General features: G+C 57.2%; 23 protein-coding genes and 1 pseudogene. 11 read left to right on the top strand and 13 right to left on the bottom strand.

The window, feature by feature from the left end; translation table 11 throughout:
* Positions 1 to 101: 101 nt before the first annotated feature.
* Positions 102 to 1,949, top strand: a complete 1,848-nt coding sequence (locus tag ACVW0B_RS10040; RefSeq protein ID WP_457491594.1) for a tetratricopeptide repeat protein — start codon at positions 102 to 104, stop codon at positions 1,947 to 1,949.
* On the opposite strand, the gene rpaB is transcribed toward ACVW0B_RS10040, so the two are convergent.
* The 3 genes from rpaB to deoC all read right to left on the bottom strand — a co-directional run bounded on the left by rpaB (position 1,922) and on the right by deoC (position 4,674).
* Complete coding sequence (gene rpaB / locus ACVW0B_RS10035) at positions 1,922 to 2,662, bottom strand: response regulator transcription factor RpaB (RefSeq protein ID WP_011434119.1); 741 nt, start codon at positions 2,660 to 2,662, stop codon at positions 1,922 to 1,924. The genes ACVW0B_RS10040 and rpaB overlap by 28 nt on opposite strands.
* Positions 2,663 to 3,124: 462 nt before the next feature.
* Entirely contained in the window at positions 3,125 to 3,982 is an 858-nt protein-coding gene (recO, locus tag ACVW0B_RS10030) for a DNA repair protein RecO (RefSeq protein ID WP_457491593.1), read from the bottom strand.
* Positions 3,979 to 4,674, bottom strand: coding sequence for a deoxyribose-phosphate aldolase (deoC, locus tag ACVW0B_RS10025; RefSeq protein WP_457491592.1), 696 nt, complete (start codon positions 4,672 to 4,674; stop codon positions 3,979 to 3,981). The genes recO and deoC overlap by 4 nt, the downstream gene beginning before the upstream one ends.
* 112 nt (positions 4,675 to 4,786) lie before the next feature.
* Here deoC and ACVW0B_RS10020 point away from each other — a divergent pair, with 112 nt between their 5' ends.
* Complete coding sequence (locus ACVW0B_RS10020; protein ID WP_457491591.1) at positions 4,787 to 6,004, top strand: RNA-guided endonuclease InsQ/TnpB family protein; 1,218 nt, start codon at positions 4,787 to 4,789, stop codon at positions 6,002 to 6,004.
* A gap of 18 nt (positions 6,005 to 6,022) precedes the next feature.
* Here the strand turns inward: ACVW0B_RS10020 and ACVW0B_RS10015 are convergent, their stop codons facing one another.
* Positions 6,023 to 6,487 (bottom strand): redox protein, encoded by a 465-nt coding sequence (locus ACVW0B_RS10015; protein ID WP_414343843.1) that lies wholly within the window; start codon positions 6,485 to 6,487, stop codon positions 6,023 to 6,025.
* Between the two features lie 174 nt (positions 6,488 to 6,661).
* On the opposite strand from ACVW0B_RS10015, the gene ACVW0B_RS10010 reads away from it, so the two are divergent.
* Positions 6,662 to 7,543: a LysR family transcriptional regulator gene (locus tag ACVW0B_RS10010; protein WP_457491590.1), complete on the top strand. Its 882-nt coding sequence runs from the start codon at positions 6,662 to 6,664 to the stop codon at positions 7,541 to 7,543.
* A 328-nt stretch (positions 7,544 to 7,871) separates the two neighbouring features.
* On the opposite strand, the gene ACVW0B_RS10005 is transcribed toward ACVW0B_RS10010, so the two are convergent.
* Both ACVW0B_RS10005 and ACVW0B_RS10000 read right to left on the bottom strand, forming a co-directional pair.
* Positions 7,872 to 8,042 (bottom strand): hypothetical protein, encoded by a 171-nt coding sequence (locus tag ACVW0B_RS10005; protein ID WP_414380900.1) that lies wholly within the window; start codon positions 8,040 to 8,042, stop codon positions 7,872 to 7,874.
* 73 nt (positions 8,043 to 8,115) lie between these two features.
* On the bottom strand, positions 8,116 to 8,754 hold the full coding sequence (locus tag ACVW0B_RS10000; RefSeq protein WP_011434112.1) for a response regulator transcription factor: 639 nt from the start codon (positions 8,752 to 8,754) through the stop codon (positions 8,116 to 8,118).
* A gap of 531 nt (positions 8,755 to 9,285) precedes the next feature.
* Here ACVW0B_RS10000 and ACVW0B_RS09995 point away from each other — a divergent pair.
* Both ACVW0B_RS09995 and ACVW0B_RS09990 read left to right on the top strand, forming a co-directional pair.
* The gene (locus tag ACVW0B_RS09995; protein ID WP_457491589.1) at positions 9,286 to 11,346 is read left to right on the top strand and encodes a ribonuclease catalytic domain-containing protein; all 2,061 of its coding nucleotides are present in this window, start codon (positions 9,286 to 9,288) and stop codon (positions 11,344 to 11,346) included.
* Between the two features lie 103 nt (positions 11,347 to 11,449).
* Positions 11,450 to 12,457 carry a phosphate ABC transporter substrate-binding protein gene (locus ACVW0B_RS09990; protein WP_457491588.1) on the top strand — a complete coding sequence of 336 codons (1,008 nt, stop codon included), beginning with the start codon at positions 11,450 to 11,452 and terminating at the stop codon, positions 12,455 to 12,457.
* Between the two features lie 222 nt (positions 12,458 to 12,679).
* Here the strand turns inward: ACVW0B_RS09990 and ACVW0B_RS09985 are convergent, their stop codons facing one another.
* Entirely contained in the window at positions 12,680 to 13,477 is a 798-nt protein-coding gene (locus ACVW0B_RS09985) for an ABC transporter permease (protein ID WP_457404989.1), read from the bottom strand.
* A 266-nt stretch (positions 13,478 to 13,743) separates the two neighbouring features.
* Positions 13,744 to 14,562, bottom strand: a complete 819-nt coding sequence (locus ACVW0B_RS09980) for an ABC transporter ATP-binding protein (RefSeq protein ID WP_457491587.1) — start codon at positions 14,560 to 14,562, stop codon at positions 13,744 to 13,746.
* Between the two features lie 246 nt (positions 14,563 to 14,808).
* Here ACVW0B_RS09980 and argJ point away from each other — a divergent pair, with 246 nt between their 5' ends.
* The 3 genes and pseudogenes from argJ to ACVW0B_RS09965 all read left to right on the top strand — a co-directional run bounded on the left by argJ (position 14,809) and on the right by ACVW0B_RS09965 (position 16,998).
* Complete coding sequence (gene argJ / locus ACVW0B_RS09975; RefSeq protein ID WP_457385120.1) at positions 14,809 to 16,026, top strand: bifunctional glutamate N-acetyltransferase/amino-acid acetyltransferase ArgJ; 1,218 nt, start codon at positions 14,809 to 14,811, stop codon at positions 16,024 to 16,026.
* Between the two features lie 126 nt (positions 16,027 to 16,152).
* Positions 16,153 to 16,677: pseudogene (locus ACVW0B_RS09970) on the top strand (arginase family protein); the annotation flags it as partial.
* A gap of 3 nt (positions 16,678 to 16,680) precedes the next feature.
* Positions 16,681 to 16,998, top strand: coding sequence for a hydrogenase maturation nickel metallochaperone HypA/HybF (locus tag ACVW0B_RS09965; protein WP_457491586.1), 318 nt, complete (start codon positions 16,681 to 16,683; stop codon positions 16,996 to 16,998).
* A gap of 356 nt (positions 16,999 to 17,354) precedes the next feature.
* Here ACVW0B_RS09965 and ACVW0B_RS09960 read toward each other — a convergent pair whose 3' ends face one another.
* The 4 genes from ACVW0B_RS09960 to ACVW0B_RS09945 form a co-directional block, all read right to left on the bottom strand.
* Positions 17,355 to 17,672, bottom strand: coding sequence for a TMEM14 family protein (locus ACVW0B_RS09960; protein WP_011434105.1), 318 nt, complete (start codon positions 17,670 to 17,672; stop codon positions 17,355 to 17,357).
* A gap of 27 nt (positions 17,673 to 17,699) precedes the next feature.
* A complete protein-coding gene (locus ACVW0B_RS09955; protein ID WP_238376795.1) occupies positions 17,700 to 17,906 on the bottom strand; it encodes a hypothetical protein in 207 nt (68 codons plus the stop codon).
* Positions 17,907 to 18,245: 339 nt separating this feature from the next.
* On the bottom strand, positions 18,246 to 19,052 hold the full coding sequence (locus tag ACVW0B_RS09950) for a PPC domain-containing protein (protein ID WP_457387553.1): 807 nt from the start codon (positions 19,050 to 19,052) through the stop codon (positions 18,246 to 18,248).
* 167 nt (positions 19,053 to 19,219) lie between these two features.
* Positions 19,220 to 20,512, bottom strand: a complete 1,293-nt coding sequence (locus ACVW0B_RS09945) for a methionine gamma-lyase family protein (RefSeq protein ID WP_414341573.1) — start codon at positions 20,510 to 20,512, stop codon at positions 19,220 to 19,222.
* 879 nt (positions 20,513 to 21,391) lie between these two features.
* Here ACVW0B_RS09945 and hpf point away from each other — a divergent pair.
* The 3 genes from hpf to ACVW0B_RS09930 all read left to right on the top strand — a co-directional run bounded on the left by hpf (position 21,392) and on the right by ACVW0B_RS09930 (position 24,045).
* Complete coding sequence (hpf, locus tag ACVW0B_RS09940) at positions 21,392 to 21,964, top strand: ribosome hibernation-promoting factor, HPF/YfiA family (RefSeq protein ID WP_011434101.1); 573 nt, start codon at positions 21,392 to 21,394, stop codon at positions 21,962 to 21,964.
* A gap of 12 nt (positions 21,965 to 21,976) precedes the next feature.
* The gene (locus ACVW0B_RS09935; RefSeq protein WP_148202769.1) at positions 21,977 to 22,717 is read left to right on the top strand and encodes an urease accessory protein UreF; all 741 of its coding nucleotides are present in this window, start codon (positions 21,977 to 21,979) and stop codon (positions 22,715 to 22,717) included.
* A gap of 134 nt (positions 22,718 to 22,851) precedes the next feature.
* Entirely contained in the window at positions 22,852 to 24,045 is a 1,194-nt protein-coding gene (locus ACVW0B_RS09930) for an RNA-guided endonuclease InsQ/TnpB family protein (protein WP_457491585.1), read from the top strand.
* Between the two features lie 183 nt (positions 24,046 to 24,228).
* On the opposite strand, the gene psbV2 is transcribed toward ACVW0B_RS09930, so the two are convergent.
* Positions 24,229 to 24,732 (bottom strand): photosystem II cytochrome PsbV2, encoded by a 504-nt coding sequence (gene psbV2, locus ACVW0B_RS09925; protein WP_414380910.1) that lies wholly within the window; start codon positions 24,730 to 24,732, stop codon positions 24,229 to 24,231.
* Between the last annotated feature and the right edge of the window lie 4 nt (positions 24,733 to 24,736).

The raw sequence follows: 24,736 nt of genomic DNA, 5'->3' as shown, positions 1-24,736 counted from the left end.
CTCCGTCCCGCTAACGCGAATGGAAACAAACAGAATGCTATCGCTGCATAGTTGAACAGTGATGTTCAGCAGTGTTCAGCGTAAATGTATCAGGCAAAGACGTGCCACGGGGCTTTGGGCGAGGGAAAGACAATCGGCAAGCGGCTGAGTCACAGGATCCAGAGCGGGGATCCGAGATCCCATCCTCTTCGCAGGCGGCTCTGGCGTTGGTTCAACGCTACCGACAGGCGGGGGATCTGAAGACTGCTCTGCACCTCTGCCGGCAGCTTACCCGCACCCAGCCGCGTTTGTTCGCCGCTCAGGCGTTGCTGGGATCCCTTTATCTCCAGATGGGGGATCCCCGCCAAGCTTTGACCCCCTTGCAACTGGCTCTGCACCTGCGGGGGGATTGGGTGCCGGCCTGGCAGGATCTGGGCGATGCCTGGATGCAGCTCGGCAACCCTGAGGAAGCGGCGCGAGCCTATGAACAGGGCCTGGCCTTTGCGCCCGGTGATGGGCAATTGCTTTTCCGATTGGGCAGTTGTTGGCTTACCTTGGGGAAATTGGCCCCAGCGATTGCGGCGCTACGGCAGGCAGCAGCAGCCCAGCCTCCCCAGGTTTATGCTCTGGCAGCTTTGGGGAATGCCCTGATGCTCGATGGCCAAGCTGGGGAAGCCGAAAGCTGGTTTCGCCAAGCTCTTGCCCTCGCACCCCAGGAGGGGCGAATTCTCGTTAACCTCGGCCATTGCCTGCACCTGCAAGATCGCCTGGAAGAGGCCGCCGATTGTCTGCAACGGGCCATCTCGCTGTTGCCGAGGGACGCCCAGCCCCACAACAACTTGGGCACCATCCTGCAAGAACAAAACCGGCTGGAAGGGGCTATTGAGGCTTATCGGCGCGGCTTACAACTGGCCCCCCACTGGCCGGAGATCCACTACAACCTGGGCACGGCTTTGCTGACCCTGGGCCGCTACGAGGAGGGGTGGCGGGAATACGAATGGCGGCTGCAGCGACAAGGGGCGACCTACCCGCGCTTTCTTTCGCCTCTGTGGACGGGATCCCCTCTGGGCCGCCAGACCCTGCTGATCTACGCCGAACAAGGGTTGGGGGACACGCTTCAGTTTGTGCGCTACCTGCCGCTGCTGGCCGAGGCCCATCCCCAAGCGCAAATCTGCCTCCGCTGTCAGGGATCCCTTGTCGAGCTGTTCAGAGGGTGCTTCCCCCTTCCCCAGGTGCAGGTGATCTCGGAAACGGATCCCTTGCCCTCTTTCGATTGCCATCTGCCCTTGCTCAGCTTGCCGCAGCGGTTGGGCACCACTCTGGAGACGATCCCGGCCCGCATCCCCTATCTTGTCTATCCCGTTCATGCCGGCGGGCCGCAGATCCCTTTGAGCCTCTCCTGGCGGGAAGACTGGCCGGAGCTTTCCCAGGAGCGGATGAAGGTGGGGCTGGTGTGGGCCAGCGGTCGGCGTGCCCATCCTGAGCTCAACCGCGTACAAAGGCTGAAAAGTTGCCCTCTGAATCTGTTGCTCCAACACTTGCATGGGCCTTCCATCCAGTGGGTTAGCCTGCAGGTGGGGGAAGATCTGTCCGCGCCACTCGGACAGAGTCCTCACCCGGTGGGATCCCTATTGGAGCAGCACCAAGTGTTGGAGCTGGGATCCCGTTTCCGCAGTTTTGTCGATACAGCCGCAGCCGTTGCCCAGTTGGATCTGGTGATCAGCGTTGATACAGCCGTTGCTCATTTGGCCGGGGCGATGGGCAAGCCGGTATGGGTGCTGCTGCCCTTTGCCGCCGATTGGCGCTGGCTGCTCCATCGAGAAGATAGCCCCTGGTACCCCGGGGTGATGCGACTGTTTCGACAAGACACACCGGGAGACTGGGTTGGCGTGTTGAGGCGGGTGCAGGCCGCTCTTGAAGAGAAGTTGCGAGGGATCCCCTCTCAAGACCGTGCCTGTTCCTCTCCCTGAACGATGCGCTGAAACAGATAGCCGGTGCCTCGGGCCGTCAGGATCAGCTCTGGGTTGCTGGGGTCATCCTCCAGCTTGGCCCGCAGCCGCGAGATGTGGACATCCACCACCCGCGTATCCACATGGCGCTCCGGGGTATAGCCCCACACCTCTTGCAAAATCTCGGAGCGGGAAAAAGGCTCCCCCGACCGACTGACCAACAACTCCAGCAGACTAAACTCCATCCCCGTCAGGCGAATGCGCTCGTCCCGTTTGTAGACCTGCCGCTTGTTGGTATCGATGCGAATATCCCCCACTTGAATCACCCCAGAACTGGGGATCCCATCGTGGGCCGACCGCGCCACCCGGCGCAACACCGACCGAATGCGAGCTTCCAGCTCCTTGGGCGAAAAGGGCTTGACCACATAGTCGTCTGCCCCCAGCTCCAGCCCTGTGATACGGTCGGCTACATCTCCCAGCGCCGTCAGCATGATGATGGGGATGTCGGATTCTTTGCGCAGCTCCTGGCAAACCCCATAGCCATCCAGCTTCGGCATCATCACATCCAGCACCACCAGGTCGGGATCCTGCTTGTGGAAAACCTCCAGCGCCTCCTCGCCGTCCGAAGCTGTGACCACATCGTATCCGATCATGGACAGACGGGTTTCCAAGATGCGTCGAATGCTGGCCTCATCATCGACCACCAGAATCCGTTCCTTACGCTGTGCTTCCACGGTGCTGCAACTCCTGAACTTCTAACGGTACTCGGTAAAAGAGAGATCTGAAAAAGAACTAAGGTGGGCGCTATCTTGAGTTGGGCGGATGCAGGAACCTCAGGGGCTGCTCCTCAGTTGGGCAGACTCACCGAGGAAATTGAACACTCACAAGCAATCATCTGCAATTAACCAAAGCCGCACCTCAGGGATGCAGCTCCGGGAAACAAGCACAAAACAGAAGGCCCTCTCGGCAGTGGATTCAATCTTGTTAAAAGCTCCAACTTCAATCCCACCTGATGATGCTGTCCAGTACCTGGTGCAAGGCACTCCTCCCCAAAAAACATTGCTCAAACCTGAGAGGCCTTCGTAAGAAGTTACTTTCCATAACCTAATTTATCATCCAAAATCGGCTGCCAACCCGCCTCGATGCTCTATTTTGCGGCTATTGGGCCGGACTTGATACATACCTTCACAACTTTTTCAGGCCGATGCCCATGTTTTGGGATGTCCCTCAGGAAAAGCCGGGGATCCCTGGCCGTTTGCGGTGGGAACAGCGTAGCAACTGGCCAATAGCTCGGCGGAACGGATTTCTCGATCCGTATGATGCTCCAAAACGCGCCGTAACAGACGTTCTGCCTCCAGCCAAGCAGCCAAAGGCAGCGAATCCTCAGGCAGAGGCAGTGTGGAGCTGGGCAGGGATCCCAAGGCACGTAAGGCAGAAGCGGAGACCCAGGCAATCGGGCTGGGCCGCTGGGCCACCCGGCAGGGATCACAGATCAAGCCACCCCATTGGGGGCTGAAAAAAACGCCGTCGACCAACTCCCCTTGACAGAAGTAACAAGCCTGCACCTGAGGGGCGAACCCCGCCAACGCCAGGAGGTGGTACAACCCGTGGGTGAGCAAGGGCAAAACGGCCCGTTCCGAAGCAGCCCGCTCGATGCGTTCCAAGTGTTCGACCAACACCACAAACAGCTCTTCCTGAGCTTGATCGGGCAAGGCCAACTGCAGAGCCACCTCCGCCAAGTACTGCGCTGCCGTGAGATGGGCTAAGCTGCGGCTGAGGCGGGGAAAAGTCTGGAGGGTTTCCGCTTGGACAATGCGCTGTAAACGCTGGGAGGTATCTGCTTGGGCAGACCAGCGCCCCCGCACCATCAGCAAGTCGTTGATGACAAAAGGCTCCATCCGCCCGCCCAGCTTGGAAGGCTGCTTACGGGATCCCTTGGCCACTGCCCGGATCAACCCTTGCTCGCGAGTCAAGATGGTTACAATCCGATCCGCCTCTCCCAGGGGGATCCCTTTCAGGTTGATGCCCGTAACCCGATAGGTGCGGCCACTCATGGGGTTCCTCTGGCTCGCAGCTCTTGCATCAGCTCCAGCCCCCAAGAGGTGCCGATACGGCTGGCCCCCGCCTGGATCATGGCCTCTGCTTGAGCCACCGTGCGAATGCCGCCCGACGCTTTCACCCCCACTTTGCCGCGGCTGAGTTGCCACAACAGTTGCACATCTGCCGGCGTCGCCCCCCCCATCCAGCCGGTGGAAGTCATCAGAAAAGCCGCCCCCGCATCGATACAAATCTCCCCGGCCAGCTTTTTCTCCTCCTCGGTCAGCAGAGCCGTTTCCAAAATGGCCTTGATGCAGACCCCCGTTTCTTCCACCAGTTGGGCAATCTCGGCATGGAGGCGATCCAGCTCTCCCGCCTTGAGCCAAGCCAAGTTGATGCGGACATCCAGCTCCCGGCACCCCTGCTCCACCGCCAGTTGGGCCTCGTAAAGCTTGGCCTCTGCAGTGGTTGTGCCCAGGGGAAACCCCACCACCGTGCTCACCTTGACCGGGGATCCGTGCAGCCGCTCCACCACCCGCGGCACGTAGCAAGGAGGAACACAAAAAGTGGGGAAGCCATAGCGCAAGGCAATCTCACACCCCTGGTCAATCTGTTCTGGAGTAACCATCGGCAACAGCAGAGTATGGTCGATGTACTCCGCCAAATTGAGCGAGCTATCCGCTATGCCCTTGCGCTCCAGAGAGAGCATTGGTCGATCCCCCAGCACCCATCTTTACTCTAGCTTCAGCTAGAAATCGCAGGAGCCCCGCACTGTACCCGTAGGGTCAGTGCCGGGAGGAATGCGAGGTTACAATAGAACTATGACCCAAGTCCTGACCGTATCCTGCAAGCTCAAGGTGTCCCAGTCGCAAGCCGCCAAATTGGACGCGACTTTGGAGGCTTTTGGCCAAGCCTTGAACTGGGTCAACCAAAACACACCCGAGAAAGTCGCCAACGCCGTTAAGCCCCAGTCTCTGTGCTACCGCGAAATCCGTGCCCAGTTCGGCTTGTCCAGTAACTTGGCTCAACAGATATGCAGACGGGTAGCGTCTGCTCGCAAGGTGGCACAACAGAAAAACCGCCCCGTCAAAGCGTTCAAGGGTGGCTTCGCTACCTACGACGCTCGTATCTTTTCGTTCCGCGAGAAAGACTGGTCGGTGTCGCTGACCACGGTGGAGGGTCGGGAGCGCTTTGAGCTGGCGATTGGCCGCTACCAGAGAGAACGGCTGGCGGGCTCCAATCCCAAATCTGCCACTCTGGTCAAGCGTAAAGACGGCTCCTACTCTATTCAGATCTGTGTGGAAACGGAGCCATCCCCACCGCAACGCACGGGTAGAGTGCTGGGGGTGGACTTGGGAAGGACAGATATTGCCCATACGTCAGAGGGGGACAACTGGAATGGACAGCAGTTGAACCGAGTCCGAGACCACTACTCTCGATTGAGGGCGGCACTCCAACGCAAAGCCAGTAAGGGCACACGCAGTTCGCGGCGCAGATGCCGTCAACTGCTGCAACGGCTGTCTGGCAAGGAGAGACGCTTTCAGTCGCGTCAGCGTTGCGTAGCAAAAACGTGGGTCAATCATCGCATCTCCAAAGCTATTGTCTCTAGGGCAAAAGCTACCAACAGCGCTCTTGCTCTGGAAGACTTGACAGGGATTCGGGAAAGGGTCAATCAACAACCCCGCAGCAAAGCCGAGCGGCGCAGGGCCAACAGTTGGGCGTTCTACCAACTACGTCAGTTTCTGGAATACAAGGCGAGGGCTGCAGGGGTTTCTCTGATTCTTGTTCCGCCTGCCTATACGTCGCAGACCTGCCACCGGTGTTTGCACATCCATCCCGACCCTGCGCAATCCTATCGCAGTGGTAAGTCGTTCAAGTGTGGGCACTGTGGATGGGAAGGAGATGCGGACTTGAATGGTGCAAACGTAATTGCGCTCTTGGGGGCTGCCGTAAACCAGCCTGGAGGTCCGGGCTTGTTTTGTTCTCTGGTAGAGCAGAACAGGCTCAGGGCTACTGAAAGCCCGCTCCGTACCGCTTAGCGGTCGGAGTCGGGTAGTTTACGCACAAATGCGGGGCAAAGGTGCAGGCGCCGAGGTCACCTGCAGCAATCGGGGGATGCGGCTGCTGTCGTAGATGCGAAATTCTTTTTCCAAGATGGCTTTTTCGTCGCGCACCGCCTGGTTCAATACGATGGATCCCTCTGGATCGGAGACGGAACGGTGAAAAGTGCCGGGAGGAATGCGCAAAATACCTCGATTCGCTTCCAGGCGCACAATATGGAAGGGATCCCTCCAGCTAAAATTCACCAGGTAAAACGTCCGTCCGCCCCATAGAGCCAGTAGGTTGTCCTCTTGGTGTGGATGCATATAAAACTGCCAATAGCCCTGAGGATTATTGGGGGGACTGATGGCCGGCCCATCGTGGTAAACCAAATCGCGGGCGTTGGATCGCGCAACCGTGATGTCAAAAAAACGCACGCCGGGAGTATCTCGAAATTGATGGAATGGCAGCAGGGCAAACATGGATCTCGACATAGGGACACTTGACCAACGACAGGAAGATAAAGAGGTTTTCACACTGTTTCCCGCTGTTTCGCAGTGTGAAGGGGAAGCTATGTCGTAGTTTAGTCAGGTGCGGCGGAGGGTTCAAACCTGAGATAGCATCACATCTATGCGCAGATCGAATAGATGGGATCCATGAACATCTCGCAACTGCAAACCCTGGTGGCTGTGGTGGAGCGGGGAAATTTCAGCGATGCCGCTCTGCAATTGCACATTTCCCAGTCGGCGGTGAGCCGGGCCATTGCCAGCCTGGAGGAAGAACTGGGGGTGACCCTGTTGGTGCGCGGTCGCTTTGGGGCGCGCCTGACGCCGGTGGGGGAGCGACTGCTGCGCCATGTTCGCAAAATGCTGCAACTGCGGGAACAAATGGATTATGAGGCCAACCTGGAAAAAGGGTTGCGGGGGGGAAATGTGCGAGTTGCCGCTTTTCGCAGTGCTGCAACCCATTTGCTGCCGCCGGCGATCGCCCGCTTCCGCCAACAATTTCCCCAGATTACCCTCACCCTTACAGAGGAAGATCCGGCCACTGTTGAACATCTGTTGCGATCGGGCCAGGTGGATATTGGTCTATTGCCCCTGCCGCGGGCTGCTGAGGATCTCCAGACGTGGGAGATCGCCCGTGATGAATTCATTGTGTTGGTTCCGCTGAGTTTTGGGCCCCTGCCGGAAACCTTGACCTGGGAGGATCTTTCCCGTTTTTCCTACATTCTCTACAACTACGCCGAATGCACCACCGCGGTGCGGAACCACTGGGAAGCCGCTCACCAAACCCTCAAGGTGGCCTACTTGGTGAAGGAAGACTCCACCATTGTGAACATGGTGGCACAGGGTCTGGGGGCTGCCATCTTGCCCCGCTTGGCCGCCATTCCCATTCCCGAAGGGATCCAGATCCGCCGGCTGCCGATCCCACTGGAGCGGGTGATCGGGGCTGCCGTTCTGGCCTCTGCGCTGCATCCGCCTGCAGTATTTGCCTTCCTGGAAGCCTTGCGGGGAAACCCATCCCAGTTGCCAAGTTAACATTGCATCGGGAGTACAAGGCAGCTTTGTTGACACCACGCTCATCCATCCAGTGACGCAAGCATTGGTTGCGGACAAACTGGGCAGGGCCTCATCCAAGGCTTGGTATGGCGCTGGAGCGGCGTTGAGGAGTTTGGCTTCCCTGACCAGCATGGGTTTATTTCATTGCAGGTCTATATCATTGCAGGTCTATAGTCATTTCAAACTAGATTGAGACACCCCCGCTGCTGCCCAAACGTTCCACGCCGCTTCCACAATCACCTTTAGATCCTGTCCCAGAGGGAGAAAGGAGCTAGGAAGCAATGCAACGGAAATGTTTCATTCCTGTTTAAAATGACAACAACAGGGCAAAAACTGTCCTGGAAGGACGGGGCTTTAGACCCAGTTTTTGGGTAACGCAGTGAAAATCGGCGGCCAATGTACGTTGGGGCAAGGCCAGCAGATCCTCCCCCGCCAATTTTTGAAAAGACTTGCCCACCCCAGTTACCTTGCCCTTCAAGTGCGCTCACTACCCTATCTCCAATCGCGCCGAGGAGATAGAGTTCTCCAGCCGTTGAAAGGGGTGGCGGGAATTACAACGGTTTTTTGCCCAGACCACTTTCTATCGCCCAGCGGGCCAGTTCTGTGCGGTTGTGCAGGCCGGTTTTGCCCAGCATGTTGCTGACGTGGCTTTCAACGGTGCGCTGGCTCACCCCAAGAACTTCGGCAATCTCGCGGTTGGACAGGCCCCTGGCCACGTACTGGATCACCTTGGTTTCCGTTGGCGTAAGTTCAATTTCCCGATCCAGTTTTATGACCGGCTGAATGCCCACATTCTGCACTTGTAACAGGCGCTCGGTATGTTTGAGAGAAGATTCCACCTGCGCCACCAATTCTTCCGGCTCAAAGGGCTTGACCATGTAAACATCTGCCCCTGTGGTCAGGCCGCGCACCCGGTCTGCCGTTTGCCCACGCGCCGACAGAAAAATCACAGGTATCCAGTCCGTAGCACTGTTGGAGCGAATGGTTTCCACAAAGGTGTAGCCATCCATCTCCGGCATCATCACATCGCAGATGATCAGGTCTGGAGTGAAATGGCGCATCGCTTCCAACCCCTCCAGACCGTTGCTTGCCGCCACCACTTCGTAGCCGCGAAACTCCAAGTAATCCTTTGCCAGAAGGATCAAGTTCGGATCGTCGTCGATGAGCAACAGTCGCTTCGGGTTGTCCACAGCTCACCTTTTGAGTGCTAATGAGTGCTAAAAAGTTGAGTGCTAAGAAGCTCTAGGGAAAAAACACAACCCCTCCTGCTTTGAGGATCTTCACCGCAGGAAAACAATCCGTAAGTGCCCGATTCTTGTTCGCTAGATCAGGCAGCAGTCCGTGATAACTGTGCCTTACCCCTAGAGCCTAGGATATCACACATGGAAGTGGAAGTACATACTTGGGAAACGTTGGCAACAGTATCTCTACGCAGTTTAGGGACTCCAGTTGGTAACCTCATCCCAGGAACTTGGCAGAGCTGGCCTCTGCTTGAGACTCGCAGTACCCAATACATAGCCGTAATCTACCTGAGAACCCGTATCTCATATGTCTATATGTCATATATCTATATGCTTAAGTACCCATGTATCTGACATCTGCTACCTGTTCATAGTGTCCGTATGTCTTCTGGCTGGGGTTTCCAGGTAGGCAGGCGGACAGAGCTGATGGAGAATGGAAGAAAGCCTGCAATCTGACGACAGCCCACATAAGGAGAACGGGTGGAAAAGGGCACACTGGTGGAGTTTCGTTACAATAACGACCGTGTGTTGGCAGTGGTTCAGGGCACCGAGGGCAAGAAGAACCTACTGCTGGGGGTGCCTTCCGGGCAGGTTCATAGTGTTCACCCTCGCCAGATTACCTTTGCTTTGAACGGGGGATCCAGCTTCACGGCTTCCGACATTCCCGGCTTTTGGCAGGCGGTGCAGGCAAAGTTGGATCCCGAAAGTTTGGCGTTGGCCTGGGAACTGGTGCAGGAGGAGCGTCAGCCCCTGAGCTTGGCGGAGATGGCTCGGCTGTTGTTTTCTGATGATTCTCCGGTCTCTACCTATGCCGCCTATCGCCTCTTGAGCGAGGATCGCACCTACTTCAAGCAAAAGGGGGAAAGCTACGAACCCCGCACTCCGGCTCAGGTGAAGGAGATCCTCCATCAAATGGCCGTCGCCCAACAACGGCAGCAGGAACAAGCAGAGTTTGAGGCCCACCTGCGGGAGGCTCTGGCTCATCCCGGCCAAGGGTATCCCTGGACTCCTGCCGAGCGGGCCCGCCTGGAGGTGCTGGAACGCCTGGCCCTGCAGGGAGCAGCAGCAGCCATTCGCAGCCACGAGGATCTCTCTTACAATCTCAACCCGTCGGATCGGGAACGGGCCTCGCAACTGCTGGAGCTGATGGGGTTTCCTGACACTCCGCAGGGGGCTTTTGAAGCTTTGGTGGCCCTGGGCCTGTGGAGCCGCCACGAGAACCTGGCCCTGCGCCTCACCGGGATCCCAACCCAGTTCCCGAAGGCGGTGGAGCGATACACCCAAGCCCTGCTCAGCCAGCCTCCCTCTTTCTGGGATCCCCACCTGCGGCAGGATCTCACCCACCTCCACACCTACACCATCGATGATGCCAGCACCCGCGACATTGACGATGCCCTCAGCGTCGAGTTCTGGTCGGATGACGCGGTGAAGCTCTGGATCCACATTGCCGATCCCAGTTGTTGGGTGCAGTGGGGGGATCCCCTTGATTTGGAAGCCCGCAAGCGTGGCACCAGCGTCTATTTGCCGGAGCGGGTGATCCCGATGTTCCCGCCGGAGCTGTCCACCGGCCCGATGAGCTTGGTGCAGGGAGAGGTGCGGCCCGCCCTCAGCTTTGGCATCCTCCTGGGATCCGACGGCCAGATCCGGGATTCCGAAATTTGCCTCAGCCAGATCAAAGTGACCTACCGCCTCACCTACGAAGATGCCGATGAAATGTTGGAGTTGGGGGCAGAGGCCCAACTGACGGCTATTGCCCGGGCGGCCCAGTGGCGTTATGGGTGGCGCATGGCTCAGGGGGCCATTCAGATCGGCCTGCCGGAGCAAGATATCAAGGTCATCGACGAGATCCCCCATCTCCGGGTAATCGAGGATACTCCTGCGCGGCAGATGGTGGCGGAAATGATGGTGCTCACCGGCGACGTGGCGGCCCGCTTCGCCAGCCAAAATGGGATCCCGGTGCCCTATCGTCTGCAGCCGGCTCCCGACTTACCTCCTCCCGAAGTGCTGGATAGGTATCCCCAGGGGCCAGTTCGGTCTTTTGCCATCATGCGCTGTCTATCGCGGGCGGAAGTAGCCACCCAGCCGGGGCGACATACGGGGCTGGGTCTCGATGCCTACTGTCAGGTTACCTCCCCGATTCGGCGCTACCTGGATTTGGTGGCCCACTACCAGATCAAGGCCTTTTTGCGCGGGGATCCCTTGCCGTTGACGGAGGCGGATGTGCAGCAGCTGCTGCTGGGGATTGAGCCGGGCACCGCTGAGGCCAACCAGGTGGAGCGGAAATCCAAGCGCTATTGGAGCATCGAATACCTGCGCCTGCGACCGGGGCAAATTTGGCGGGCTCTGGTCTTGGGCTACCTGCGCGAGCAGGAAAACTTGGTGTTGGCCATGCTGGATGAGATTGCCTTTCGGGTGCCGGTGCGCCTAGAACGCCAGATTCCTCTGGGGGCTTGGATCGAGTTGGAAGTTGTGCAGGCGGATCCCCGTGCGGATGTGATCGAGCTGCGCGAGGTGGGACGAGAGGCGGCCATGGGCGGATAGATGCACCTTAACCTGCTGCTCACCCAATCTGCGCGGATAGCTGATACAACAGAGGGGGAAGTCTCAAAAGTCTGGATCGTGAATTTTCTTTAGGGGGGATCCCATGACTGCACGACCTTCCGGCCCACCTCCAATCGTTTACATTCTTTTGTTCGCGATACTGGGAGGCGGCGGCTGGTATGCCTATCGTTCCGGCCTGTTGGACTCGCTGCTCAATCGCTCCACTCCCACCCAAGCAGGGATCCCGGTCGCCCAGCCCCAAGCCCCAACAGCGCCCAACCCCCCTCAGGCTCAAGCGCCCAATCCGCCCGCCAACGCCGTTAATCTGGATACTTCTCTGCCCAACCCAGCAGTGCTCCAGATGGATGGCAGCGTCACGATGATCCGGCTCGTCTTGGCCCTGAAGGGAGGCTACACCCAGCGCAACCCCGGCATTCCCCTCGCCTATGGGATCCCGGATGGCAAGCCCAATGGATCCAATGCTGGCCTGAAGGCCCTGATGGAAGGTCGCATCCAGATGGCCGCTAGCTCCCGCCCCCTCAATGCCAGCGAAGTGCAGGCGGGTCTACAGGCGATCCCGGTGGCCAAAGATGCCCTGGCGGTGGCGGTGGGGGTGAACAACCCCTACAAAGGAGGACTGACGCTGCAGCAATTGGCCGATATCTTCCAGGGTCGGATCACCAATTGGAGCCAGGTGGGCGGCCCGGATCGGCGGATTCGGGTCCTCAATCGCGCCCCCCAGAGCGGCACCTACAGCGTTTTCCAAGAACTCGTGTTGTTGGGGCTGCCCTTCGCTCCCGATAACCCTCCCTACTTCACCACCGCCACAGAAGATGTCACCACCCCGCTGCTGCGGGCTTTGGGAGAAGATGGCATCACCTACAGCACCGTCGATCAGGTGCAGAACCAGCAAACGGTGCGGATTGTGCCCATCGACGGCCAGATGCCCACCCGTGAGGCCATCCAGAGGGGCAGCTACCCCTTGGCGCGGAATGTGTTTTTGGTGGCACCTCAAAGAACCAGCCCTGTGGTGGCCGACTTCATCAACTATGCTCTTTCGGATCAAGGCCAGCAAATCATTGGCCGCACCGAGTTCATCCCCCTCCGATAGCAACCCACAAGTAGGACTGAGATAGCCGCTGACAGCAAGCGCAGCGCGGTTCCTCTGCTTTTCCAGAAGACGTCTTCTACCTGCTTTTAGATGTCGTGATTATTCTAAGACACTGTACCCACACCTAAAACGGTGAATATGCCAGGCCAAAAGGCTTTTCTCAGTAAACCAGGCGTCTTGCCCTAACCTGAAAGACTATAGATTTCTAACAAGCTCAACTTTTCAATTCTCTCGGCGCACAGCGCTCTCATGCCACTTGCCCAACACCCTGTCGGATAGAGCACTTAAGGAAATAAAGATCAGGATCCCCAAGCCGGTAACCAAGATCAAGGCCGCAAACATGCGGGGCACCTGCAGGTTGAAGCTGGAGATCAAGATCTGGTAGGCGATCCCGGCCCGCTGCCCGCCAGTACCAGCGACAAACTCCGCCACCACCGCCCCAATCAAAGAGAGGCCACCGCTGATGCGCAGGCCCCCCATGAAATAGGGCATGGCACTGGGTAGCCGCAAGTAGATCAACGTTTGCCAGCGGTTGGCTTTGTACAGTTGGAACAGGTTGAGCAGGTTGTGATCGACGCTGTTCAGCCCCAGAGTGGTGTTGGAAAGAATCGGGAAAAACGCCACAATCCAGGCGCACACCACCATCGCAGCAAAGGTGTTGTTGCGCAGCCAAATGATGATCAGCGGGGCGATGGAGACAATGGGCATCGTCTGTAAAATCACCGCATAAGGGAAAAAGCTGCGCTCAATCCACTTGCTCTGGGTGAACACAATCGCGACCAAAAGCCCCGACACTGTGGCAGCCAAAAAGGCCACCACCGTAATTTGCACAGTGATCAACAGGGAAGGAAAAAGCGTTCCCCAGTCGCGGATGAGGGTTTGCACCACCAAAATCGGCCCCGGCAAGAGGTAGTGGGGCACTCCCGTTACCCGCACCGCCACTTCCCAGCCCACCAAGAAGAGGATCCCGACGATAAGGGGGGCAATCACTTCCAGGTTGAACCAACGGCCCAGATTCAACCCCTTTGCAGGCACCCCTGAGCCGGCACTCGGTATGTCTGCCTCATCCGTGGGTTGGGATCCGAGTTTTTCTCCAACTGCGCCGGTCAGCTTGGGCAGAGACCAATCTGGCCAATGGAGAGGCCAGCTCTCCCCCAAGCCAACAAGGGATCCCAGCCAACGGCGCCATGGCTCGAGAAGCTGGACAAACAGGTCGAACATATCGTGAGGTTGGGGCATCAAGGGACTTACGCAACAGAGAGAACACCGCTAAGCCAGGGATCCCATCAGCGCAAACGTCCAGCAGAGAGGGGGCGCAAATAAGGATCCTGAGCTGAGCCGTGCATGGCCTCGTGCAGACGGGCCGACACTTCACGGCAGTAGTTGTTGTAAAGGGAAGAGGTGCGAAAGTCTTCCGAGCGGGGATAGGGCGCATCGATGGGAATATCGGCTACCACTCGCCCTGGGCGAGCCGCCATCACCACCACGCGGTTGGACAGGTAGACAGCCTCGTAAATGTTGTGGGTAACGAAGAGCACCGTCCAGCGCTTTTCTTGCCACAGCTCCAACAGATCGCTGTTCAACTTGCTGCGGGTGATTTCATCCAAAGCGCCGAAGGGCTCGTCCATCAGCAACACTTGGGGCTTGGTTACCAGGGCGCGAGCAATGGAAACCCGCATGCGCATGCCGCCCGATAGCTCGCGGGGAAAACTGCGCTCAAACCCCTGCAGGCCCACCCGTTGTAGAGCTTCCAAGACATCTCGATCGGCTTTTGGCTTGGGCTCACCTGCCAACTTCAAGGGCAGACGCACATTGTCCATCACCGTTGCCCAAGGCATAAGGGCCGGTTCCTGAAACACAAAGGCCAACTTGGGTTCCCCTTGGGGAGCATCCTTCTCAAGATTTTGCCCCCATTCGATAAAGCCTGTGGTCAGATGCCCCAGACCTGCCACCAACCGTAGCACTGTGCTTTTCCCACAGCCGGATGGCCCCACCAAGCTGACAAACTGCCCTTCTTGGATGGTCATATTCATGTCCTGCAAAGCCACCGTGCCATTGGAATAGACCTTGCTGACATGGTTGAGGGTGATGACAGGGGCAGGCATGGCTGGCAGTTCCCAGAGCAGAGGATAGAAGAGTATCCTTCCCAATCTAAAAAGGGGAAAAGATGGGTGATAGAAAGCGCACACTTTCAAAATAACCCTCTCTGCCGCCTCTGCTTGGTAGGCATAACTACAACTCTTGCCCTCAGAACCGGTTCTTAGAGAGTTTTTCACCGAAAGCTTGCGATAGTCCAAATCCGGGCAGCCAGCCGGTATGATATTGCCGACCACCCCCTGGCCAAGGAACACATGGGATCCCCATTTAAACCGGTTGCAGGTGCTGTTACAGCCCCGCGAGGATTTCGAGCCGCTGGAGTGGCCGCTGGCCTCAAGCCCTCAGGAGCTGCGGATCTGGCTTTGATCGTTTCCGAGTGCGATGCGGTTGGGGCAGGCGTTTTCACCACCAATCAGGTCAAAGCAGCCTGTGTCACCTACAACCAAGGGATCCTTTCCCAGCAGCAGCCGGTGCGGGCCATTCTCTGCAATGCCGGGCAAGCCAATGCCTGTACCGGCGAAGAAGGGGAGCGCAACAATGCCCAACTGGCCCTCTGGGTGGGAGAACGGTTGGGGATCCCGGCCCATCAGGTGCTCACGGCCTCCACAGGGGTCATCGGGCGACAACTGGAAATGCCGAAAATCCAAGCAGCCCTGCCCGGCCTTATCGACAGCCTCTCTCCAGAGGGGGGGGAGAGCGCCGCCCGCGCCATCATCACCACCGACTTGGTGACCAAAAGCGTTGCCCTGCAAGCTGAGATCGACGGGTACACCGTCAGGGTCGGGGGCATTGCCAAGGGATCCGGCATGATCCACCCCAACTTGGCCACGATGCTGGCTTTTTTAACCTGTGACGCGGCTGTGGATCCCCGCCTGTGGCAGCAGATCCTCAAGCAAGCTGCCGACCTCAGCTTTAACCAAATCACGGTGGATGGGGATACCAGCACCAACGACATGCTCTTGGCTCTGGCCAACGGCCAAAGTGGGATCCCAACCCTGCAAGCCGGCACAGAAGCTGCCCAGACTTTGGCGGAGATGGTCAACCAAGTTTGCATTCATCTGGCTAAGGCCATTGCCCGCGATGGGGAAGGAGCTACCAAGCTGCTGGAAATTCGGGTGTGTGGGGCTGTGGATGATGGGGCAGCCCGGCATATGGCCCGTGTGATCGCCAGCTCTCCCTTGGTGAAGGCGGCAGCTTTTGGCAACGATCCCAACTGGGGACGGGTGGCAGCCGCCGCCGGCCGAGCCGGGATCCCTTTTGACAGCCGCCGGTTGGATATTCGTCTGGGGGATTTTCTGCTCATGCAGGCGGGAATGCCCCTGGCTTTCGATCGCAAGGCAGCCTCTGAGTACTTGAAAGGGGATCCGGTGACCTTCACCGTGGATCTCCATCAGGGATCCGGCCAGGGCGTGGCCTGGGGCTGCGATCTCAGCTACGATTACGTGCGCATCAACGCCGAATACACCACCTAACGGGGGATCCCAGCCATGACCACCGAATCGAACGCAAATAACGGCTTTTCCACCGAAGCCCAAGCGGCTTTGGCCAAAGAAGCGAGGCTTTCCCTATCCGGCTGGCAACAATGAGTCGAGGCTTAGCCTTGGTTTCATGCCACCAACATCCGCAACGCACCGGCCCATAACCTGGTGCAACTGGGCATTGGCGGCTGGCAAGTGCCACGGCAAGGGGTGAAGGTGTGCCGGGAGCGGGCCACCCACATCCTCACCGTTACCGACATCACCGAAATGGGCTTGGATGCAGCCGCCGATTTCGCCCTCGAAAAAGCCCTAGACGGCACCGATTGTGTGTACATCAGCTTCGATATCGACTGCATCGATGCCGGCTTTGTACCCGGTACAGGCTGGCCAGAGCCGGGTGGGCTGCTGCCGCGGGAAGCGCTCTACTTGCTCAAGCGCATTGTGCGGGAAGCGCCGATCTGCGGCCTAGAGGTGGTGGAAGTCTCTCCCCCCTACGACATCAGCGATATCACAGCTCTAATGGCCACCCGAGTTATTTGCGATACGCTGGCCCATTTGGTGGTATCTGGGCAACTGCCGCGCCGAGAGAAGCCCGCCTACATCCACCCGGAGGCGACGCCAGAAATGGCCGGCGACTGGAGGTAAGAGATGCACGAGACCGACATGACCCGCGCCTTGATCCAAACACTACGTGACTGGTGGCAAAGTCAGCCGGGACAGCCTCAGATCGCTCGGGTGCACCTGGTGGTAGGACAGTTCACCTGTGTAGAGCCGGCCAGCCTAACCTTTGCCTATGCCGCACAAACCCAGGGTACTTTCCTACAGGGATCCCAGTTGGTCATCCGGGAAACGCCGCTCATTGCCTATTGCCATCCCTGGGGCCAAGAATACAAGCCAGAAATAGGCCGGCGCTATGCTTGCCCCAACTGTGGATCCCCGATGGAAGAGCATGACTCTAGTCAATAATAAGCTCAACTATACTGAAAATAATGTATAATATGTTCAGTACGGATTACTACCAGTTGATCTTTCTGTTTACTTTCGAGTCTGCCAACATGGTAGCCAAAGCAAAGCAGAAAATTGGTAGTAAGACGACACGGAAACTGCGCTTTGGGTATTCTACTCAAAGCTTTGCGGGATACCGCCATTCTGTTTGGAAACAAACAGAATGCTATCGCTGCATAGTTGAACAGTGATGTTCAGCAGTGTTCAGCGTAAATGTATCAGATTCGCTCGGGCCGAGAGCTGAAAATTGACTACATCGAAATTGACTACATCGAATGTTCAACAAACTTCACCCCACCGGCGCAACCAGAAGTCGCCTAGGCCGCTCCAAAGCTAAGTCCCAGAAGGACAGCTGCTCCCAAGCTGAGGATGAACATCAAGCCGGCAGGCATTAACGTTCGGGTTTTGCGGTAGCGCAGGGCGAATACGATAGATCCCAGCACTGTCGTCCCCAGGCCCAAGCCCAGCCCCCAGCGGGGATCCACCCCCAGCAGCCCATAGCTGACTCCGCTGAGGGCAGCCCCAACCAGCCCCCCGATGAGAGACTTGGAGCTTTTGCCTTTGCTATAGCCGATTGCTCCGCCCACCAAAAGCAGTGCCCCGTAGACCAGCAAGGTGATTTGTGCGGCCAGCATGATGGGAAAACCTTGTCCTCTCTAGGTTTAATCCACGAGGATATCGCGAATCAAGGGCAAGCGAATGCTGATGTAGCGATTGAGAATTGAGGCATCGACACTGCTGAGGGCGTGTTTTTTCTGACAGGCGCTCAGAAGCAGGTTCACCAAGTCATCGTCACGCTTTGTGAGCCAATCTGGCCTGCCAATCTCGCTGACCAAAGACCAAAACTGGCGTACCATTTCAGGAGTCATGGCATCCATTTTGTGGAGATAGGGGCTGAACTGCAAAAGAATGGTCTAGGCCATCGATTCGATTCTAGAAAAAAGACCTCATCCCCGAGGACAATATTTCAGCTCCGTCACAACTTAGGATAAGATGTTATGCTTTCCCACAAAGCTCAGCAAGCAGTGCCCCTTCTGGCTTTGTGAGGATCTTAGGAAGGTAAACTGGCAACTCCTGACATATATCAACATTAATCAACATTAGGCGTTAAAAAACGATGATTCCTGTCAAAATCTCGACATCAGCATCAGAAGGTTCACAAGCCCCCTTATCCAAGCTGTAAGACAGGGAATCTGGGCGAGCAGGGGCTAGCGCAAGGCGTACTGTAACCTATAGGCTCCTTCTTCTCGTGGCTTATGGGTGTTGGCCCGCAGGGTATAAGTGCCGGTGCGGGGCAGAAAGGCAATCATCAGAGCATCGGTTCCACCCCCTTGGTCATCATCCCAAGCCCTGACTTCTCCACTGGGATCCAGCAGCTGCAAAAAGGCATCGAAATCGGAGCTGGTCATGGAAGCGATCAGGATCTGGCCGGCGCGGGCGGCAATGGGATATTCGTCCATCCAACTGCCATCCTCGGGATGCTGAAGGGATCCCTCCTGCAGACGGCCCGATAGGCTTTCCTGCCAATCTACCTGGGTGAGGATATAGGTGAGCCGGTAGTTGCCGGTGGATTCGGGCTCAAAGCTGGTGGCCCGCAGGGTATAGGTGCCTCCCTCCGGCAGACGCACTGCCAACAGGGCATTCACATCCAGGCCAGAGTCATCGTCAAAGCCAATCACCCGCCCTTGACCGTCCACCAGCTCCAGATAAGCATCAAAATCTTCGCTCTCTAGGGCCGCAATCAAAATTTGTCCCGGCTCAGCGGTGACGGGGATCCCATCCCAAAAGCTGCCGTACTGGCGGCTGACTTGATCTCCCACCTCCAGCGCTCCCGTCACGGTTTGGCTGCCTCTCCACAGAGCAGAACGGGTCAGCGCAGATCCCACCGGCAAGCCTCTCTCTCCCACCCGATCCAGCAGCCGACAGCCGCCGGCCAACCCCAATGCCACCAGAGCCAGAGTCAAACGGGATCCCCAACGGCGAGGAGACACGCAAGAACGATACCAGCTCAACATCGGAAGGGATCCCTTTCTAAAGAATGGCAACTGTAGACTGATCCTACCCCCTGATTGATTGAGCGAAAAGTTGGTCAGAGACGACAACTTCTGCCAACTTCGTGCTGAGTTTTGAGGTTGTTGGCTTGCCCCTTCCTTGCTGTTTCAGCCGAGAGCAAACTGTTGGCCTACAGGGTTTCCCAAGCTTGCAAGACGGCTTCTAGGGCCAGCCGCCCATGGTAGAGATGGGTTCCCCCCTGCAAGTAGACGGTGTAGGGATCCCGCATCGGCCCATCGGCAGACAGCTCGGCGCTGCTCCCGGCAATAAAGGTGCCTGCTGCCATCACCACCGGGTCTGCATAACCGGGCATCACCTCCGGAACTGGGGTGAGGTAGGAATCCACAGGAGAACTGTTTTGAATCGCTTGGCAGAAAGCCTGCAGCTTTTGCGGGGATCCCAATTGAATGGCCTGGATGATATCGGTGCGGGGAGTTTGAGGCAGAGGCGAGACCGGGTAGCCCAGATCAGAAAACACCTGCGCCGCCAGATGGGCGATCTTCACCGCTTCGGCCACCATCTGCGGGGCCAAGAACAAGCCTTGAAACAGAAGGCGGTTGAGATCTAGAGTTGCCCCCCCCTCCGAACCAATGCCCGGAGCCGTTAACCGACAAGCGGCTTGCTCCACCAGCTCTGCCCGCCCGGCCACATAGCCCCCTGCGGGAACGAGGGTGCCCCCCGGATTTTTGATCAGGGATCCGGCAATCAGATCTGCGCCCACATGGGTTGGCTCCTGGGTTTCCACAAATTCGCCGTAGCAATTGTCCACAAAAACCACAACTTCGGGGTTTTGCGCTTTGACCATTTGGATCATCTCGGCAATCTGGGCAATGGAAAAGCTGGGCCGCCAATCGTAGCCACAGGACCGCTGAATGTGAACCAAGCGGGTTTGCGGTCTGAGGGCGGTTTTCAGGGCCTGCCAATCGACAGTTCCCTCCCGCAAATCCAACTGGCGGTAACCGATGCCAAACTCCCGTAGGGATCCCCGCCCGGAACCCCGCAGACCGATGACCTCTTCAAGGGTGTCGTAAGGGGGGCCGGTAATCGCCAGCAGCTCATCCCCCGGACGCAGCACCCCAAACAAAGCACAGGCAATGGCATGGGTACCAGACACCATCTGCAGCCGCACCACCGCTGCCTCACAGCCCATGATCTGGGCAAACACCCGATCCAAAACCTGCCGCCCCTGGTCGTCGTGGCCATACCCCGACACCCCGGCAAAGTGATGGGATCCCACCCGCTGGTCGCGAAAGGCCCGCAGCACCCGCGCCAGGTTCTCTCTGAGGGTCTTCTCCACCGCCTGAAACTGCTCCTGTAGAGCCTCTTCTGCTCTGTCTAAAAGCTCTGCCGCCTTCAACGGGATCCCTCCGCCCACCCAGTCTGCCCCACCTTTTGCACACCAAGCTGGTTTCGAGGGTAGCATTTCAGCCACCCCGGAAAGAGTTGGCCTTCTCCCCACCGCTCCTCAAGGTGACTGCAGCGGCAGAACCGAGTTCCAAGTTCTTATGTACTTATGTAGCTCTCCGATAGAAACCTTACAGCATGGAACAGTGAACAACAGGCTTGTCAAAGCTAATACCGACAACAACACCATCTCTCAAGTCGAAAGCCTCATATTGATAAAAAATCGATAAAAAGCTTAATTTATATCAATATCCCTTCATTTTTGCTGTCAATGGCTATCCAATCAAGATGCTGCTAGGCTGTAGGATAATACCAACATACCCTGGAGGAAAGCTGAAGCATCTGGATTGCCGAGCTTATGGGCAATACGGCCCACCTTCAGTCTCTCAAAAACAGGTCAGAGTTAGAGACATTGTTTAACCAACTCAAAATCCAGCTCAGGAAGATTTTTAGCAGGCTAGATCTGTCTATGGGTTTGATGATAGATCTGGCTTTTGACTGAGGAACTTGCAACTTAAACTCTAAAAAACCTTTCCCAAAGACACTCAACACAGCCAATAGAAGTGCATGTCTTGCAGGGCGGGGATCCCGCTTCTCTACAGAGCTCCTGCGATTCGGGAAAATCTGGAATTCAACATCTCTGAAACATTAAGAGAGCCTAAATTTATTCTTAACCTCTGGCAGAGATCCTTGAGCGAGATGTTAACCTAGACTTAACCCAAGAGGTTAGTGCCACTCCCAAAGCCGATCTGCTCACCCTTGATGACAGGGCTCCATTTTTGCCAATTAAAGGGCTGACGTCGCCTGTGAGCTGGGATCGCTTTCCAGAGTTAGAGGGATCCCGGGTGGGGATGAGGCGCTATCTCAGGTATAAACCGACATGACTGGGAGAGTCCTCATGACTAAGCTTGTGATCCAAGGGAAAAACGTCGAGATTACCGACGCCATCCGCAGCTACGTTCAAGAAAAAATTGAGCGTGCTGTCAGTCATTTTGCCCAGATCACCAGTGAGGTTGATGTCAATCTATCGGTAGCCCGCAACCCCCGTATCAGTGCCAGCCAATCTGCCGAAGTGACCGTCTACGCCAATGGCACCGTGATCCGGGCGGAAGAAAGCAGCGAAAACCTCTATGCCAGCATCGACCGTGTGGCCGACAAGCTGGCCCGCAAGTTGCGCAAATACAAAGAACGGAACGGCATTCACCGCGTCCGCCACACCCCCAAAACCTCCGTGGCAGTGGCCCAGCAGCCCGTCACCGATCCGCTAAATACGGAACGGCAAGCGGAGTTACCCGCAGAGGTGGTGCGCACCAAATACTTCGCCATGCCACCCATGACGGTTCAGGAAGCGTTGCACCAGTTGGAGCTGGTGGATCACGACTTCTACGTTTTCCGCAATATCGAAAATGGCGAGATCAACGTTATCTACGTCCGCAACCATGGCGGCTATGGCCTGATCCGCCCCCGCTAAGGCTTGGTGAAGATGCGTGGTGAGCTCTCCTCCCAACTTACTTCTCCAGGATCCAGCGGCACTTTCTATCTGTTGCTACAGCTCACCGATTCTGCCCTGCCGATTGGGGCTTATTCCCACTCCTGGGGCTTGGAAGCTGCCGTTCAAGCGGGTCAACTTCGCGATCGGGCTGGGGTGCAGCAGTACCTGTTGGGGGTTTTGCACATGGGCTTAGCCCCCACCGAGGGCAGAGCCTGTGCCTTGGCCCATCGTCTATCCCGATTGGGATCCGAGTCGGGAGTGGAGAAGCTGCAGCAACAGCTGCAAGCAACCCGTTGGGCGGCAGAGCCGCGCCAAGCCAGCCTAGATTTGGGGAAACGCCTAGCTCAACTGGCAGAACGCACCTGGGGAATCTCTGTCCCCAAGGCAGAGGGGGATCCACTGCATCATTCCGTGGTGTTTGGCTGGATCTGCGCTCAGGCGGGCATTGGGTTGGAAGATACCCTGCGTGCCTTCTTGTTCTCCTCCCTCACTGGGCTGGTCTCGGCAGCGGTGCGTCTGGTACCTTTGGGGCATACCGAGGGGCAAAGCCTATTGGCTCAGTTGTACGAGCCCATCGAGGCAGTGGTACACCAAGAGATCCTGCCGGTTGTGAAGCGGGCCGAAAGGCCAAACCTCTCCCCCAGCTGGCCGGCTTTGGGCAGCTTCACCCTCCTACAAGAACGCGATTGTCAAGTCCACCAACAGCTCTATTCCCGCCTTTTTCAATCTTGAAAGCCGTCAACCCTCACCCCTAAACCCTTCTCCCAGAGGGAGAGGGGAGTTCAGCTAGAAATCGCAGGAGCCCCGCACTGTACCCGTAGGGTCACTGTCGGGAGGAATGCGCTTTGATGAAGTACAATGAACTCATGAGCCAAGTCCTGACCATATCCTGTAAGCTCAAGGCGTCCCCGTCGCAAGCCGCCAAATTGGACGCGACGATGGATGCCTTTGTACAGGCATTGAACTGGGTCAACCAAAACACACCAGAAAAAGTAGTCAACGCAGTCAAACTCCAATCCCTTTGCTACTACGAGATTCGAGCCCGGTTTGGCTTGTCCAGTAACTTGGCTCAACAGGTGTGCAGACGGGTAGCGGGTTCCCGCAAAGTGGCTAAGCAGAAAAAGCGTCCCGTCAAGGAGTTTAAGAGCGGCTTTGTTACCTACGACGCTCGCATCTTTTCGTTCCGTCAAAAAGACTGGACGGTGTCGCTGACCACGGTGGAAGGGAGAGAACGCTTTGAACTGGTCATTGGCAACTACCAGCGTGGGATGCTGGCTGGTTCCAACCCCAAATCCGCCACCCTGGTCAAGCGCAAAGATGGCTCCTACTACATCCAGATTTGCGTAGAGAAAAAACCACCCAAGCAACAAGATACCGACAAGGTGATCGGGGTGGATTTGGGAAGGATAGATATCGCTCATACCTCAGAGGGGAAGAACTGGAATGGACAGCAGTTAAACAAGGTACGAGACCATCACTCGCGGTTGAGGGCGGTACTCCAACGCAAAGCCAGTAAGGGCACCCGCAGTTCGCGGCGCAGATGCAGAGAACTGTTGCAACGGCTGTCTGGCAAGGAGAGACGCTTTCAAACGTGGGTCAATCATCGCATCTCCAAAGCTATTGTCTCTAGGGCAAAAGCTACCAACAGCGCTATCGCCCTGGAAGACCTGACAGGGATCCGGAAAAGAGTCAATCAACAGCCGCGCAGCAAAGCCGAGCGGCGCAGGGCCAACAGTTGGGCGTTCTACCAACTACGTCAGTTTCTGGAATACAAGGCGAGGGTTGCAGGGGTTTCTCTGGTTCTTGTGCCGCCTGCTTACACGTCGCAGACCTGTCACAAGTGTTTACACATCCATCCCGATCCTGCGCAATCCTACCGCAGTGGCAAGTCGTTCAAGTGTGGGCACTGTGGATGGGAAGGGGATGCGGATTTGAATGGTGCGAATGTGATTGCGCTCTTGGGGGCTGCCGTAAACCGGCCTAGAGGTCCGGGCTTGTTTTGTTCTCTGGTAGAGCAGAACAGGCTCAGGGCTACTGAAAGCCCGCTCCGTACCGCTTAGCGGTCGGAGCCGGGTAGTTTACTTCTCCTCTGCTTCTCTTGGGCAAAGATGGGTTCGCGCGGCCAGAAGCGCATTGAAAAGCGAAAAGAAGGTGCCCTTACCAAAGAATTGGGTCTAAAGCCCTGCCGTACCGCTATGCAGCTCGCCTTGGCGGGCCTAGCACGGTGGCTTTTGTGCTACACCCTAACCGGCATCGATCAAATCGTTGGATCCCCAGCCAGGGGCAACCTGAGCCGCTCTGAGAATAAAGGCAGCCAGATTTCTCAGGGCTTCGTCGTCCATCCAGGAAGGGGGTACAGGTCGGCATCCATAGCTGGAATCCGAGCCATCGTAGCTGCGGGGATCCCGCTGGTACTCCATCAAGGCTTGAAGGGTATCTCGGGGTGGAGTGGCACCGCGCAAGTCCTTCAAAGAGAGGGAAATGTTGGGAGCCGGCAAAGTGGCACCGCCCACATGACAATTCAAACAGGCGGACTGAAAACGATTTTTGCCGTCCGTGAGCTGCTCTGGGGTAAAGGTGAGGGTATGCCCTGCGGCATCTAGAGGCAATTCCACAGGGCCACTCACCCGCAAATACTGGTTCACGTAAGGATCAATGCGGGCAGCCACCGGACTGGCCAGCCCCAGCCACAACAAAGCTAGGATCCCGACCCAGGCCCAGAGGCGAGACGGGATCCGCCATCTCATAGGC

This window comes from Thermostichus sp. MS-CIW-23 (genome assembly GCF_054059455.1).
Note: the sequence above shows the minus strand (reverse complement) of the source record. Positions and strands in the feature narration are given on the sequence as shown.

Coding starts and splice junctions, on each gene's coding strand:
- recO (WP_457491593.1), bottom strand. CDS start 3,982: ATGAGTGGCCGCACCTATCGGGTTACGGGCATCAACCTGAAAGGGATC.
- deoC (WP_457491592.1), bottom strand. CDS start 4,674: ATGCTCTCTCTGGAGCGCAAGGGCATAGCGGATAGCTCGCTCAATTTG.
- ACVW0B_RS10020 (WP_457491591.1), top strand. CDS start 4,787: ATGACCCAAGTCCTGACCGTATCCTGCAAGCTCAAGGTGTCCCAGTCG.
- ACVW0B_RS10015 (WP_414343843.1), bottom strand. CDS start 6,487: ATGTTTGCCCTGCTGCCATTCCATCAATTTCGAGATACTCCCGGCGTG.
- ACVW0B_RS10010 (WP_457491590.1), top strand. CDS start 6,662: ATGAACATCTCGCAACTGCAAACCCTGGTGGCTGTGGTGGAGCGGGGA.
- ACVW0B_RS09990 (WP_457491588.1), top strand. CDS start 11,450: ATGACTGCACGACCTTCCGGCCCACCTCCAATCGTTTACATTCTTTTG.
- ACVW0B_RS09980 (WP_457491587.1), bottom strand. CDS start 14,562: ATGCCTGCCCCTGTCATCACCCTCAACCATGTCAGCAAGGTCTATTCC.
- argJ (WP_457385120.1), top strand. CDS start 14,809: ATGGGATCCCCATTTAAACCGGTTGCAGGTGCTGTTACAGCCCCGCGA.
- ACVW0B_RS09965 (WP_457491586.1), top strand. CDS start 16,681: ATGCACGAGACCGACATGACCCGCGCCTTGATCCAAACACTACGTGAC.
- ACVW0B_RS09960 (WP_011434105.1), bottom strand. CDS start 17,672: ATGCTGGCCGCACAAATCACCTTGCTGGTCTACGGGGCACTGCTTTTG.
- ACVW0B_RS09955 (WP_238376795.1), bottom strand. CDS start 17,906: ATGACTCCTGAAATGGTACGCCAGTTTTGGTCTTTGGTCAGCGAGATT.
- ACVW0B_RS09950 (WP_457387553.1), bottom strand. CDS start 19,052: ATGTTGAGCTGGTATCGTTCTTGCGTGTCTCCTCGCCGTTGGGGATCC.
- ACVW0B_RS09945 (WP_414341573.1), bottom strand. CDS start 20,512: ATGCTACCCTCGAAACCAGCTTGGTGTGCAAAAGGTGGGGCAGACTGG.
- hpf (WP_011434101.1), top strand. CDS start 21,392: ATGACTAAGCTTGTGATCCAAGGGAAAAACGTCGAGATTACCGACGCC.
- ACVW0B_RS09935 (WP_148202769.1), top strand. CDS start 21,977: ATGCGTGGTGAGCTCTCCTCCCAACTTACTTCTCCAGGATCCAGCGGC.
- ACVW0B_RS09930 (WP_457491585.1), top strand. CDS start 22,852: ATGAGCCAAGTCCTGACCATATCCTGTAAGCTCAAGGCGTCCCCGTCG.
- psbV2 (WP_414380910.1), bottom strand. CDS start 24,732: ATGAGATGGCGGATCCCGTCTCGCCTCTGGGCCTGGGTCGGGATCCTA.